Raw genomic sequence first — 14,031 nt, forward strand, 5'->3', positions numbered from 1 at the left:
CCCCGCTCGGCCATGCCGTATCATGGCTCCATGCTCACCTCAGTCTCTCACGACGCAACCGCCGAATCCTTCTCGGCACGCACCAAGGTCGCGGTCGTCATCACCGGCCTGCAGGTGGGCGGCGCCGAGACCTTCCTGGGCGAGCTGCTCAAGCACACGCCCGGCGATCTTGAGATCCGCGTCTTTTCGCTCATAGACGGCGGCCCCATAGCCGAGCGCATCGAGGCTATGGGCATCCCAGTCACCGGTCTGGGTATGGAGGCGGGTAGGCCCAGCGTGCGAGCGCTGTTCGAGCTGCGTGGCCACCTCGCGCGATTCAGGCCCACTATCGTGCACACCTGGATGTACCACGCGGACTTGCTGGGTGGTGTCGCGGCGAAGCTCGCGGGAGTTCCTCACGTCATCTGGCACCTGCACAACAGCGACCTGTCGCCCGCTCGCGTGCGCCTCATGACTCGGCTCGTGGTGCGCGTGAACGGCTTGTTCTCGCGGTTCTTGCCCAGCGTGGTGCTGTCGTGTTCCCGAGCGGCCGTCAAGACGCATGTCGCCTACGGCTACGCCGCTCACAAGATCGTGGTGGTCCCCAACGGCGTCGATACGCAGCGGTTCGCCCCGCAGCCCGAAGCCGCCGCCTCGGTGCGTGCCGAGTTCGACATCCCTGAGAGCCTGCCGGTGATCGGCCTGGTGGCGCGCGTGGACCCGCAGAAGAACCACGAGGGGTTCTTCGAGGCGGTTCGGTTGTTCTTCGAGATGGGCGGGGATGCCCACTTCCTGCTCGTCGGCCGAGGCGTCACGCCCGACCACTGGCAGCTTCCCCGCTGGCGCGACGCCACCGGCAGACCAGAGCGCATCACGCTCGCGGGGCAGCGCTCGGATGCGCCGCGGCTCATGGCCGGCTTCGATGTCGCGACCTCGGCATCGCTGGGCGAGGCGTTTCCCATGGTCCTCATCGAGGCGATGGCCTGCGAGACACCGTGTGTGGCGACCGCTGTGGGCGACTCGGAGCTCATCGTGGGCGATGCGGGCGTGGTCGTGATGGCGGGTGACCCCGCGGCACTCGCCCAGGCGTGGATCGAGTTCCTCAGGCGACCTGCGGATGAACGCTCCGCGCTGGGCGTTCGCGCCCGGGAACGCGTGCTTGACAGCTACGCGATACAGTCGGTCGCCGGCCGAATCTGGCGCTCGTATCGGTGTGTGGGCCGCGGTGCTTCGGCGGTGCGTCAAGCGGCGAGGGGCCCTCACCCTCACGTTGCCTATCTGAGCCTCCAGGCTGTCACACAGGGCCAAGACAGCTGGGCGGCGGTCAACGAGATCGTGTCCGAGTGGCAGGAGTCGGGCTGGAACGTCGACCGATGGTTTCCGGACTATCCTGAGACGGGGGCGCCGGGTGCCGTGGGGCGTGCGCTGGAGATGTGGCGGTTGCAGCGCGAGCTCAAGCGCGATATCTATCTCTACGACGCGCTGTACGTCCGCGGACACACCATGGCATACCCCGGATCGCGCTGGGCGAGAGCCGCCGGAGTCCCCGTCTTCCAGGAATGCAACGGCACCTACGAGGACCTGTTCATCGCGTGGCCCGCTGCGAGATTGGGTCGGCCGCTGTTCGAGCACATGCAGCGCGCCCAGTACCGCGATGCCCGGTTCGTGTTCTGCGGTACCGAGCCGCAGCATCGCTGGCTCAATGCGGAGACAGGGCACGACCGGGTGATCGTGAGTCCCAATGGCGCCAACATCGAGCTCTTCACGCCTGCCGCCCCCCGACGGGAGGGTCTACCTGAGCGTTATGCTCTCTTCTTCGGGCAGTTCGCACCGTGGCAGGGTATCGAGGTGCTGGTGGCGGCCAAGCGAAGCAGCGAGTGGCCTAGCGGAGTCGATCTTGTGTTCGTGGGTGCGGGTGAGCGCGAACCGGTGGTCAGAGGCGCCGTGAACCACGATCAGGGCACCCACTACCTTGGGCGGCTACCGTACGAGGAGCTCGCGGGAGTGATCGCGCACAGCGTTGCATCCACATCGCCGCAGTTCACGCAGGAGCGCGGTTCGCAGGGGTTCTCGGCACTCAAGCTCTACGAGTCGATGGCGTGCGGCGTGCCGGTCATTGGTAGCGACTACCCGGGAGTTGCCGATGTGATCGAGCGCTACGATGCAGGAATCGTGGTCACTCCCGGCAAAGCCGATGAGCTCGCGCGAGCAGTAGCGACCCTCGCTGCCAATGAGAGCGAGGCCCGGCGCATGGGGGCCAACGGCAGGGCGGCCGTCGAGCGTGAGGCGACGTGGGCCGCGCGAGCGCAGCAGCGGCGCATCGTGATTGAAGCGGTGATGGGGGACCATCGCCAGCGGGCGGAGTGTGGCGCATGACGATCAGCCTGATCACCCCATGCTTGAATGCTGCGGAGACCATCGTGCGGACCTTCGATTCCGTCGAGGAACAAGGGGGGTCCCTGCACGAGCACCTGGTCATCGACGGTGGCTCGACCGATGGCACCGTCGGGCCCATCGAGGCGTACCAGGCTCGCATTGGCGCGCGGCTGAAGTGGGTCAGTGAGCCCGATCGAGGCATCTACGATGCGATGAACAAGGGGCTCGCGCTGGCAAGCGGCGACTGGGTACTCGTCTTGGGCGCAGACGACGCGCTTGAGCCCGGCGCACTGGCGGCGGTTGCCCACGCTGCTGCGGCGAATCCCGGCGCAGACCTGATCTACGGCGATGCCTACGTGCTTGAGCCTGATGGACGCAGACACCTGCAGAGCTCGATGCACGGCCCCAGACTAGCCTCGGGTCTACCGCTTGAGATGCCCGTCTGTCATCAGGCATGTGCTTTCTCAACACGAGCCTGCCGGCAGCTGGGCGGGTTCGACCTGCGGTACCAAATCGCCGCAGATTACGACTTCTATCTTCGATTTCATGAGGAGAAGCTGCGCTCCGTCAGGGTGCCTGCGCCCCTTGCAACCTACAGCCTCGAGGGTGTGAGCTCGCGTCTGGCTGTGGCAACGGCTCGGGACTACCGCGACGTGCGCATCGCGCACGGCATGCCTAAGGCAAGCGCCCAGTTGCGGATGGCGCGCTCGCTGGTCAATGTGTCGGCGATGAGGGTCCTGCGGAAGGCCGGCTGGGCTCGGGGGTAGGGGTCAGGGGCATACTGCGGGGCGCGCAAGGCAATGCGCACGGGGGTGATTGCCGCGCTTCAACTGCTAGAATCTCGTTGCTCAAGGCCTCAGCATGGTGTGCCCGATGCAGCAGCGAACCTAGTCCGCTCCTCCTTGACGATCGCGCGTCTGACTCGGAAGTGACGACCTACTGTGCCAAAGAACAAACGGAAGCGCGCCCAGAAGGGCGAACGGCCCGTCACCAACGCGCAACCCGCGCCTGCCGGCCTGTACGTGAAGCCGAGCTGGCGAGACGCTGTCTGCCTGCTTGTTGCCTTGCTCATGTACGTCACTGTCGCGCGAGGGCTGCTGTACTACGCGCCATTGATCCAGTTGCTCGCATTGGTCGGAGCAGTGGCCGGGCTCACTGCGGCGGCCCGCGTCAACGCCGCCGCAGTGGCGTTCGCCGCGTCGACAATGGGGCTTCTCGTGCTGCAGCCGTTCGTCATCGCCCGGGGGGTGGGCGACACCGCGTTTGCACAAAGCGCCATGGTGGCTTTTGGCAGTGCAGCCGTCGCGTGGGTTGTCCGATGGGCGGTGGAGACCTACGGCACGAAGGTTACGACCATCGTGCCGTGGATCATCGTGGGGCTCCTGACCGTGAACCTTTGGGCAACGGTGATCACACTGGACGCCCGCATCGTTACCGAGGACGGCCGCTCCGGGGCTGACATGCTGGGCGAGAACCCCGTTGTTGGCCAGCAGTGGAGCGATGAGGACTTCTACCGGCGCGTCCTGTGGCTGATGACACAAGAGGACGCGGGGTTCTATGAAGCGTTTCGCCAAGGCTACCAAGAGAACATTCGCTGGCAACGTGATCCGAACACCGTGCTGGCCGTGCGCTTGCCAACGGCGTTTCTGCTGTGGAACTACCTACCCGGCAAACCGTGGAGTCTGATAGTTGGCTACCTGGCTCTCGTCTCGGCGGCGGGTGGTGCGATCGCGTGGATGTCCGCGCGCCGCACGTCACTCACCTTGGGCATACCTGCTATCGCCGCCCTGTATGGGCTGGCACTGTCGGTCAGTACCTCGCGGCTGGTGTTGATGACCGAGGCGTGGGCGGTACCCTTTGCCGTCGTCTCGGTGTGTGCCGCCATCGTTTCGTTCGGACAGGACCGGTGGAAGGCGCTCACGGTTCTCTCGGTGGTGGCTGCAGTCGCGGCCGCGGGGCTGCGAGAGCTGATGGTGTACCTCTTTGTCGCTGGTATCGCGGCAGCACTGGTGGGCCCGCCTGAGCGCCGCACGTTCCGTGCGGTGATGTGGCTGGTCGGCTTCACCGTCGTGCTGGCGGGATACGTGGTGCATGCCGGGGCCGCTGCCGCGATCGTGACCAACACGGGGGGCGTGTCGCAGTGGTTCAACGGCGGGCCGAGCAACTTGGTGGCCGGCTTGGGCTATGCCGCTGAGTACATCGGAGGTACCGCGCTTGTTCCGGCGACGTTCGGAGTGCTTGCGCTTAGTGGCGCGGCAGCTTCGAACCTGACCGAAGAGCGGGTCTTTGCCGGGCTTTGCTGCGCACTTCCGCTCCTGAGCTTCCTGTTCGTGGGAAGCGACGCGGTGGATGTCGCCAAGGGGACCGCGATCAACTACTGGGGCATGATCGTTGTCCCCGTTCTGTTCGCTGTGTCTCCACTTGGCATCGAACGTCTGCTGACGTGGGCTGATCGCCCTCATGCCTGATACAATCCTCTGTCACACCCCGCGTCACGTGAAGGAGTCACCATCCATGCCGCGTGCCATGACGATCACCGAGAAGATCCTCGCCGCCCACGCCGGCCTCGATGAGGTCGAACCGGGTGAGCTCATCAACTGCCAGCTGGACATCGTGTTGTCGAACGACGTCACGGCGCCCATCGCCATCAAGGAGTTCGCCAAGATCGGCGTCCAGAAGGTTTGGGACCCCACGAAGGTCGTGATGGTGCCGGACCACTACACGCCCAACAAGGACATCAAGAGCGCCGAGCAGGCCAAGATCATGCGCGAGTTCGTGCGCGAGCAGGGCATCACTCACTACTACGAGATCGGCTGCATGGGCGTCGAGCATGCGCTGCTGCCCGAGCAGGGGGTGGTTGGCCCCGGCGACGTGATCATCGGCGCCGACTCTCACACCTGTACCTATGGCGCGCTGGGGGCGTTCGCCACGGGTGTGGGCTCTACCGACGCTGCCGTCGGTATGGCCACCGGCGAGGCCTGGTTCAAGGTCCCCGAGTCGATCAAGTTCAACATCACCGGCGAGCTGTCTCCGTGGGTGTGCGGCAAGGACATCATCTTGCATATCATCGGCATGATCGGTGTCGATGGTGCGCTGTATCAGGCGATGGAGTTCACGGGCGACACCATCGAGCGGTTGGGCATGGATGACCGTATGACCATCTGTAACATGGCGATCGAAGCGGGCGGCAAGTCGGGCATCATCGCTGTTGACGGCACCACGCGCGCATACATTGAGGGTCGCTTCGAGCGCGAGCCGGTCGAGTACGTTTCGGATGCGGATGCACACTACGCCGCGGTGTACGAGGTCGACGCGACCCGGATCGTGCCCACCGTCGCGTTCCCGCACCTGCCTTCCAACACGCGCCCTGCCGCCGACGCCCGCGACATCTGGATCGACCAGGTCGTTGTAGGCAGCTGTACCAACGGTCGCATCGAGGACCTGCGCATCACCGCGCAGCTACTCAAGGGACGCACCGTACACCCCGACATCCGCATGATCATCATCCCGGCGACGCAGGAGATCTACCGCCAGGCGATGCACGAGGGGTTGTTCGACATCTTCCTCGATGCCAACGCCGCGGTGTCGACGCCTACGTGCGGACCGTGCCTAGGCGGGCATATGGGAATCCTTGCGGCAGGGGAGCGCGCCCTCGCGACCACCAACCGCAACTTCGTAGGCCGCATGGGAGACCCCACGTCCGAGGTCTACCTGTGCTCACCCGCTGTCGCCGCAGCGAGCGCAGTGGTGGGTCATATCGCGTTGCCAGAGGATCTCGACTGACGGTGACTCATCGCGCGACCGACGGAGGCCGCGGGACACGCTGCCGTTTCGGCATTCAACTTGCTGGTGCGCGGACGGTTTGTCCACAAAGAAGGCTTACCAAACATGTACGTAGATTACGTGGAGGATCACCTCCATGCAGTACGCTCTAGGCAGCCCGCCGGCGGAACGGTCGCCAAAGTGCGTTGAAGTGACCAGGAGGATTCGATGCCCGACAATCATGAGGAGATCGAACGGCAGGAGCCTGTCGAAGAGCAGCCGCTTCACGACTCTGGAGACATCTCGCCAGACGAGGTCGAGATCGAGGTCGGTTCGGTTCCTGCCGAGGCTCCGCCCGCACGCCGTGTCCGGCGGAGCATGTTCGCAGACCCGCTGGTGCGCGTGCTTGCGGTCGTGACTTTCGCGATTGTCGTTCTCTTTCTAGCGAGCGTGATCGGCATCCTGTCAACCGGCGTGCTCACGCCCAAGGGTCCCCGCACCCTGGCCGAGAAGGAGCTCGCTGAAGCGCGGACGGCTGTCAGCGTGGGTACCTCCGATACTGCTATGTGGGGCCAGTACGTTGCCACACTGGTGAGTGCCGGCCAGCAGTCGCGAGCTCGTTCGGTGCTTGCTGGGGCTCGTCAGAACCTAGACGACTCTGGCACGGGCGAGTTCAGTATTGCCGAGGCGCGCATCTACAAGTCCGAAGATGACCACGAGGCTGCCATCAAGGCCGCGCTCGAGGCGATGGAACAGGTGCAGGCCAAGTACGATGAAGAGGTGGCGAAGGGTGGCCTGACCGGTTCACGGGCACAGATCAGGGGACTCCACGAGAACTACTACATCGCCGTCTTGATCATCGCCGAGGCCAGCGAGGCTACCGGGGACTGGGAAACGGCGATCTCGAACTATGATATCTACATTGGCAAGACCCGAGGTGCTGCGGATATCTTGGTCGATCGTGGCAACGCGAAGCTCAAGATCGATGACACCGAGGGCGCCAAGAAGGACTTCGAGGAAGCACTGCGATTCGTGCCGGACAGCAGGGAAGCGCTTGAGGCGCTCGACAGGATCGGAGCTGCAGAATGACCGAGACTCCAGCCGTGGCTGCTGACTTGAGCCAGGGTAGCGAGAAGTACAAGTCGCGCCGTGGACGCCGGCTGTTCATACTGCTCCTGCTCTTTCTCCTGATTCTCCTTGGTTTCGCCTCGTACTTCTTGTTGAGGCTCATTACGCCCGCAGGAGCGCCTACTCAGGGCGATGATCTTGGAGGAATCACCTGGATTCGCTCGATCTACGGGCTCTCGGAGGCCCCGGAAGACCAGTTCAATATGGTGCAGTCGGCGGTTCCTGGTCCGGATGGGTCGATTTGGGTAAACGATGCCGATCGGCGGAGTGTCTTCCAGTTCACCCCGCAGGGTCAGTATGTCCGCGAAGAAAGTGGACCCGATGATGACCCGCTCGTTATACCAGGGCGCGTGGCGTTTGGGCCCGATGGGCTCATGTACGTCACCGAGAGACAGAACGATCTCGTGCGTGTTCTCGACGCGAACGGCGCGGAGGCCGGTTCTTTTGGGATTCCCAGCCCGTTCTCGATCGATGTGGACGAGGAACGGATCGCAGTGGGCACCCGCTTTGGCTTTGCCATCCTTGAGAAGGATGGCACACCTCTTCAGGTCATCGGTGCGATGGGCAAAGGTGATGACGAGTTCGACTACGTGCATGGGATCGCCCTAGGGGACAACGGGATTGTCTACGTTGTCGACTCGTTCAACAACCGGCTGAGCGCGTATGACAGCGAGGGTAAGCGACTGTGGATCGTGCGGACGGGCTTACCTACCAACCAGGCCGAAATGGTAGACGACAAGCTCAAGATCCAGACTGACGCCAAGCCTGATCTGGCCGAGGGCGACCAGCTGCAGTTGCCGATGGCGCTGACTGTCGACGGGGCTGGCAGGCTTGTCGTTGTCGACATGTACGAGTGTGCACTTGCCGTCTTCGATCCCGAGGACGGATCCTTCATTGCCAAGTACGGTGAGTTCGGGGCGGAGGATGGGAAGTTCCTGTACCCCACAGGTGTTGCCTACGACGCAGAGCGGGACTGGTTCACCGTTGCTGACACCATGAACTCGAGGGCCCAGATCGTGAGGATCCCTGGCTCTGCGGGCGGCAACGCTGCGGCCGCCGCCGTCAATCGCGCGCTGTCCGGTCCGTTGCGCGCCTGCCTGTTCCCGCTGCTGTTGCTTGTGCTGATTCTGATCATCTGGCTGGTTGCCCGCGTCATACGTAAGCGCCGCCATTCGGGCGACACCAACGCGGTCCTAGGCGCTGACGATGAGAGTGAAACACCCAGCATTACTGAAGATTAGGGGTTGCTAAAGCAAGCCCTGCCGCGGTACACTGCACATAGAATCTTCACCTTGATTACGAGGGTTCGAAAGGGTATAGCAGCCACGCGATTACTGCTCGGCACTACCGTCGAATCGTATCGCGTCTGTAATTAACCAGCTTGGGAAAGGAGGTGCGCATATGAAACAAGCGCTTTCCGTAAACAACACAAAAGGAGTCTCCATGAAGAAGACCGTTCTTATAGTTGCTCTTGCGACCGTCTTCGTCCTTGCCTTCGCGGCCGTCGCTTCTGCAACTCCCTCCCGTACCTGGGCCAACTACACCGACTACTACACGTGGGGTTCGCAGGCTGGCGCCGGCACTGGCGCCCTGCTCAGCACGATGGGCAGCAACCCGACCAACTCCGCCCCGCACTCGGGCTACCTGGCTAACACCGCCAAGTGCGGTATCTGCCACTCGGTCCACCGTGCCAAGGGCAACGGCGTCAAGCTGCTGAACTCGGTTACCGACACCTGCATCGGCTGCCACGCAGTCGGTAGCGGCGTCACCGACATCACGGTCAACGTCGGTACCGGCCCGCACTCCGTCTCCACCACCTGCAACGGCCGCGGCTGCCACGTGGACAACCCGCACGGCGCCAACGGCTCGGCGTACTCGATCGTCCAGGCCAAGCTGCTCTCCAAGTCTGTCGACACCTACCTGACTTCCAAGGGAGCTCTGGGTAACTCGGCCGCCTCGGGCATCACGGTCGCGCTGCTCAACGGCGACGCCGGCTGGAACGAGGCGACTCGCTCGTCCGTCCGTACCGGTTACACCTGTAACATCGAGGGTTGCCACTACCAGACCCTGCTCTCCGTTACGACCAAGGGCTGGTCTGAGGATCGCAAGGGTCCGCGCTACGACCTCACCGATCACCGCAACGTCACCGGTCACATGACCGCTGGTGCGGCAGCCAACAACAACGCTGGCTCCTACACCCCGGTTGCCAGCTGCGTGAGCTGCCACGACCAGACCGACTCGCTCACCGGTGACGGCTCCACGACCGTGTCGGGCTTCACCTTCCCGCACGGACAGGTCCCGTCTGCTTCTAGCACCAACAACACCGGTGGCCAGCGTGCCTACCTGTGGTACACCACCGCTGCCAACTCGACTGGCGCTGGCGCTAGCTACTTCACCCAGCCCAACGACAAGGCGTTCGACGGCGCTTGCCTCAAGTGCCACCGTAACGCTACCAGTGGTATCGGTATCACCCACTAGTACTGCACTCGCACCAGCTGAGAGTCCACGGATTCTCTGAGAGCAAGAGGGGGTCGGCTCCGAAAGGAGTCGGCCCCCTCCTCTTCGATAGCTCTGTGTTGTGTGTGGGTGTCTTCTGGCGCGAGTACTCTGGTACGCTAAGTGCTCATCGAGCGGCGCCGTGAGGCTCTCTGTCTTGTGCGCTGAAAGCATATGGCTTCCCTCGGATTCTGCGTCGCAACTACCTGACTGGAAAGGGCCCCGCTTCATGCGCAAGACCGTTCTCATCGCTGCGGTCTCCCTAGTGTTCGCCCTACTGCTTGGCGTTGGTGTCTGGGGCACCGTTTGGGGGCCGGAGCGCTGCGCCGCTTGCCACACCGAACCTGCGTTTGTCTCGGCGTCTGCGCAGGGCGCTCACGCCTCAGTCGACTGTCTGCAGTGTCACTCTGAGGGTGGCGCATGGGGCAGAATCGCCTTCAACAGCGCGCATCTGGGGCGCATGGTTCCTTCGAGCACATGGTCGGTCAGAGACGTGGCCGATGTCGCGGATGCACGATGTCTGTCGTGTCATGACAAGGTGGACGATGAGGCGATCTCTGCGAACGGGATTCGGGTAGACCACTCGACGTGTGCATATGAAATCCGGTGCACCGAATGTCACTCGACCACCGCACATGGGAGTGCCGTCTCGTGGGTACGGACCTACGACATGGAGACCTGTCTTCAGTGTCACGCATCGGACGGGTCGGTTGCGTGCGACCTGTGCCACGTGGGCCGCTCTCCTGAGAATCGGATCAGAACCGGGGTGTTCGCGATCACGCACGGGCCCGAATGGGAGCGCACTCACGGCATGGGCGACAGCTCGACGTGCGCCGCGTGTCACACTGCTGCCGACTGCGGCACGTGTCATGGCCCTGGACTACCGCATGATGGCGGCTTCATGAAGGAGCACTCGACTTTCTCGCAAGACCGCAAGGCAAAGTGCGAATCGTGTCATGAGCCGCAGTTCTGCGATGGGTGCCATGGTCTTTCGATGCCCCATCCAAGGCGATTCGTGATAGCACACGGTGTAGAGGCTGAGCAGAACCGCACCCTCTGTTCGCGGTGCCATGTCGACACTGACTGTTCCGTGTGTCATGTGAAACATGTGCATCCTGGCGGCGCCGTGAATCTTCCCGCACAAGGTGGTGCAGCTCAGTGAAAGAGGATCAGCTGCTCACCGATGGCGTGTTCGACCCATCCATCCTGCGGGATGTGGGCACTCAGCTAATCGAGCTGCTATGGGACCCCACGGCCAACCTCACCGCCGCCTTGCTGCTCTACGGCGTCATCGCTATCGTCCTCACCATCGTCATCGTTGCGGTTCTCATGCTTGCTCCGTCGGCATTCGACGACGAAGAGGACGATGAGGGCGGTCAAGCTGCTTCTGGGGAGCCGCAGACCCGCGCGCCGGAGGTGGCCCGCGAGGAGGTCGATCCTCGGGCACGGCTGGTCACGCTTGGCATCATGTTGGCGATGGTTGGTGTCATCTGGCTTGCGGCGGGGTTCTCTACATCACAGAATCCCGTGTGTGCGGGGTGCCATACGACTGAGCCGCACGCCATTTCAGAAACGGCGGGGTTGGTCGATCCGCACGCCGGCGCATCCTGTGTGGGGTGCCATGAGCCCAGCGGTGCTCTCGGGCACTACGTGTTCAACGTCCCGTCCCGGGCGATCCACTTCGTGGACGGCGTCATCCAGCCCTCACTGCAGCCCAACTACGGCCGCCCCACGCAGTCCGGGTGCCTCTCGTGCCACCGGGGAGACCTCGGGGGAGTAGCGGTCAATGAGCAGCGGGGCTTGCGTATGTCGCACGTGGAGCCCTTGGAATCTGCGGTTGAGTGTCTCGACTGTCACCGCTATACGGACGGCGTTGTAGCGGCGCATAACGCCGGCATGAACCCCTGCCTGAGGTGCCACGACTCGAAGCAGGCATCCAGCGAGTGCTCGACCTGTCACGACCGGCAGGCCGCTTCCGCAGCGCGCGCCCGCTCAACCGAGTTTGCGGCTGTCCAGGTCAAGCAGGTCCGGTGCGGAGGATGCCATGATGAGCGTAGAGAGTGCGATCCATGCCATGGGGTGCGGATGCCGCACGATGAGACGTTCATGCTGTACGCCCACGCGCGTTCTGCCGCGGTCGATTACTGGTACGGCAACGGCAGCACTTGCATGAGTTCGTCATGCCACACGGCTACACGTCGCCCCTGCACCAGGTGTCACGGTCCTCTGCTCGGAAGAGGGCACGGGCCCCAGCTTGCTGAGTCCCACAAGGGCGCGAGCAGTGCTCGCTGCAACACGTGCCACCAGGTGTGGGCCTACTCAGCGCAGAGGGATTTCTGCAGGGACGTGTGTCACTCCGAGGCTGCGCTACGCTACAGTCCTCGTTAGGAGGTGGCCATGGCGAAATCCCGATCGCAGGAGGTCACGTGGCGCGCGTTAGCGCCCGGGTTCCTGGTGTTCCTTGCATTCGTGGCGCCTGGTGCGTGGCTCGTGGTCGCGCTGCCCCCCATTCCGCTCGCCAAGGCACTCAACCTGCTTACTGTGGCCGTCTGGCTGCTCGCCGTCGGACTCGGCTTGATGCGCTGGGTGCAGCCGGAGCGCCGAGTGCTGTGGGCTGTAGCGGCTGTGGCGGCCGCGGTTGTTGCGTCGTACGCAATCGGCGGCTCCTTGTTCCAGGTGGCATTCTATGATCTGTATGCGAACATGCCGCTGGTGCAGTGGCTCGCGTTTCCGCTCATCTTCGTTCTGGCGGCCGGAATGGTGGCCGACCGCCCACGACTCGAGAGCGCTCTGGTAGTCGTGGTGATCTTCGGCGCCGTGCTGGCCGGGGTCGAGGCCTTTCAGCAGATCACGACTTCGACTCCACGCGTGTTCGGTTCTACGGGCTACAGCAAGGCTGCTCTCGCGCCGCTGATCCCGCTCGGAGCCGTCTTGGCCGCTTCGCGCACCGGGGTCCTGCGCGTCGCGCTCTACAGTGCCGCCGCGCTTGTCGCCCTCGACGTTGGTCTGTTGGCCGGGTCGACCATGGGGGCAGCAGCAGCGGCATTCGCGCTTCTTGCGGCCCTGGCTGTCCACCCGGCGGTGTGGGCGGCTGAATCGGGTGCACGGCGCGCGCTTCGTACGGGAGCGCTGACGCTGGCGGCGGGCATGGTGCTCGTGATGTTGTTCGCCCAGGTGCCCGCGTTGAGCGGACGGTGGATCAACCCGGATGCACTGGCATCCGCCGGCTCGAGCGTGATCTCGAGGCTGCAGATGTGGCAGGGCGCGCAAGAGATGGTCCTCGAGCGGCCTGTTCTCGGCTACGGGCCAAGTGGGTACCGGATGGCGGCCGTCGAGTACCTTCCCTCAGAGGCGCTGCAGTACGGTCCTGATCGGCAGGGGAGCATCGACCCCACCGTGTACAGCCCTCAGTCGCCGCATTCGCTCCTCTGGGAGGCGGGAACGAGGCTCGGGCTGATCGGGGTCGTTGCGCTTGCCGCGCTGCTGCTGTCTTGGGCAACAGCGGTCGTCGGCCGAGTTCGCTCGGATGTCTCCGGGAGCTCCATCAGGCGCGCTCTGGCCGCCGCCTTCGTGACTGCGGCGTTCGCGCTGTCGATAGACCCCGTCTTCTTCGCTATCGGACTGTTCGCGCCGGTGGCCGCAGGGCTCGCCATCGCCCCTCTGAGTGCCCCAGGGGAACAGGAGCGTGCTGCGCCGTCGTGGCTTCCAAAGGTGTTCGCCGCCGGCGGTGTCGCCGTGGCACTGGTTGCCGGCTGGTTGGGCGTGGGAGAGTGGCGCATCGGGAGTTCCTACTCCGACGATCCGGCGCAGATGCGATCGTCTCTGCAGTCAGCACTGGCGGTCGCACCCGGCCATCCGCAGGCCGAACGCCAGGTGTGGGAACTGAATCTGCTTCTGGCAACCGACGACACCGAGGTGGCAGCAGTCCAAGCCCGGGTCGACGCTGCGCCCTCCTACATCTCCGGCTTCGCGCCGAATCTGGTGAGCCTCGCCGCGTACTCGCTCAGTCAAGCCGAGCGCACCGGGCGGAGCGACCTGTCATGGGAGCGAGGTCTTCTCGATGAGGCTGCGGGAAGGATGCCGCCGATGCCCTCGCTTGTCGCCGAGAAGCTCAGGCTCGCTGTCATCGACGGCAACGTCACGGACGTGGGGGTAGCACTTGCGGATGCCGAGCGCTGGGGCGCTCCGTACCCGCTCACAGAATCCTACATCGCGAGGGCGCGAGACGTCCTTCAAGGCGATTGACCCGATTGGGCCTGACATGGCCGTGCAGCAGTGCCATGGATGGCG

General features: G+C 64.0%; 10 protein-coding genes. All 10 read left to right on the forward strand.

Annotated elements, in window-relative coordinates; all coding sequences use genetic code 11:
- Positions 1 to 30: 30 nt before the first annotated feature.
- The 10 genes from U1E26_05935 to U1E26_05980 all read left to right on the forward strand — a co-directional run bounded on the left by U1E26_05935 (position 31) and on the right by U1E26_05980 (position 13,986).
- Positions 31 to 2,355: a glycosyltransferase gene (locus U1E26_05935; GenBank protein ID MDZ4169178.1), complete on the forward strand. Its 2,325-nt coding sequence runs from the start codon at positions 31 to 33 to the stop codon at positions 2,353 to 2,355.
- Positions 2,352 to 3,122 (forward strand): glycosyltransferase family 2 protein, encoded by a 771-nt coding sequence (locus U1E26_05940; protein ID MDZ4169179.1) that lies wholly within the window; start codon positions 2,352 to 2,354, stop codon positions 3,120 to 3,122. Before U1E26_05935 ends, U1E26_05940 begins: the two co-directional genes overlap by 4 nt.
- A 174-nt stretch (positions 3,123 to 3,296) precedes the next feature.
- Positions 3,297 to 4,823, forward strand: a complete 1,527-nt coding sequence (locus U1E26_05945; protein MDZ4169180.1) for a hypothetical protein — start codon at positions 3,297 to 3,299, stop codon at positions 4,821 to 4,823.
- A 46-nt stretch (positions 4,824 to 4,869) separates the two neighbouring features.
- Positions 4,870 to 6,138 (forward strand): 3-isopropylmalate dehydratase large subunit, encoded by a 1,269-nt coding sequence (gene leuC, locus U1E26_05950; GenBank protein ID MDZ4169181.1) that lies wholly within the window; start codon positions 4,870 to 4,872, stop codon positions 6,136 to 6,138.
- Between the two features lie 207 nt (positions 6,139 to 6,345).
- Positions 6,346 to 7,206 carry a hypothetical protein gene (locus tag U1E26_05955; protein ID MDZ4169182.1) on the forward strand — a complete coding sequence of 287 codons (861 nt, stop codon included), beginning with the start codon at positions 6,346 to 6,348 and terminating at the stop codon, positions 7,204 to 7,206.
- Positions 7,203 to 8,486: an NHL repeat-containing protein gene (locus tag U1E26_05960; GenBank protein MDZ4169183.1), complete on the forward strand. Its 1,284-nt coding sequence runs from the start codon at positions 7,203 to 7,205 to the stop codon at positions 8,484 to 8,486. Before U1E26_05955 ends, U1E26_05960 begins: the two co-directional genes overlap by 4 nt.
- Positions 8,487 to 8,688: 202 nt before the next feature.
- Positions 8,689 to 9,723 (forward strand): cytochrome c3 family protein, encoded by a 1,035-nt coding sequence (locus U1E26_05965; protein ID MDZ4169184.1) that lies wholly within the window; start codon positions 8,689 to 8,691, stop codon positions 9,721 to 9,723.
- A 247-nt stretch (positions 9,724 to 9,970) separates the two neighbouring features.
- Positions 9,971 to 10,903, forward strand: coding sequence for a hypothetical protein (locus U1E26_05970; protein MDZ4169185.1), 933 nt, complete (start codon positions 9,971 to 9,973; stop codon positions 10,901 to 10,903).
- Entirely contained in the window at positions 10,900 to 12,129 is a 1,230-nt protein-coding gene (locus tag U1E26_05975) for a multiheme c-type cytochrome (GenBank protein ID MDZ4169186.1), read from the forward strand. The genes U1E26_05970 and U1E26_05975 overlap by 4 nt, the downstream gene beginning before the upstream one ends.
- A 9-nt stretch (positions 12,130 to 12,138) precedes the next feature.
- Positions 12,139 to 13,986 (forward strand): O-antigen ligase family protein, encoded by a 1,848-nt coding sequence (locus U1E26_05980; protein ID MDZ4169187.1) that lies wholly within the window; start codon positions 12,139 to 12,141, stop codon positions 13,984 to 13,986.
- Positions 13,987 to 14,031: the final 45 nt, after the last annotated feature.

The sequence above is a fragment of the Coriobacteriia bacterium genome, assembly GCA_034370385.1.
Classification (GTDB): Bacteria; Actinomycetota; Coriobacteriia; order Anaerosomatales; family PHET01; genus JAXMKZ01.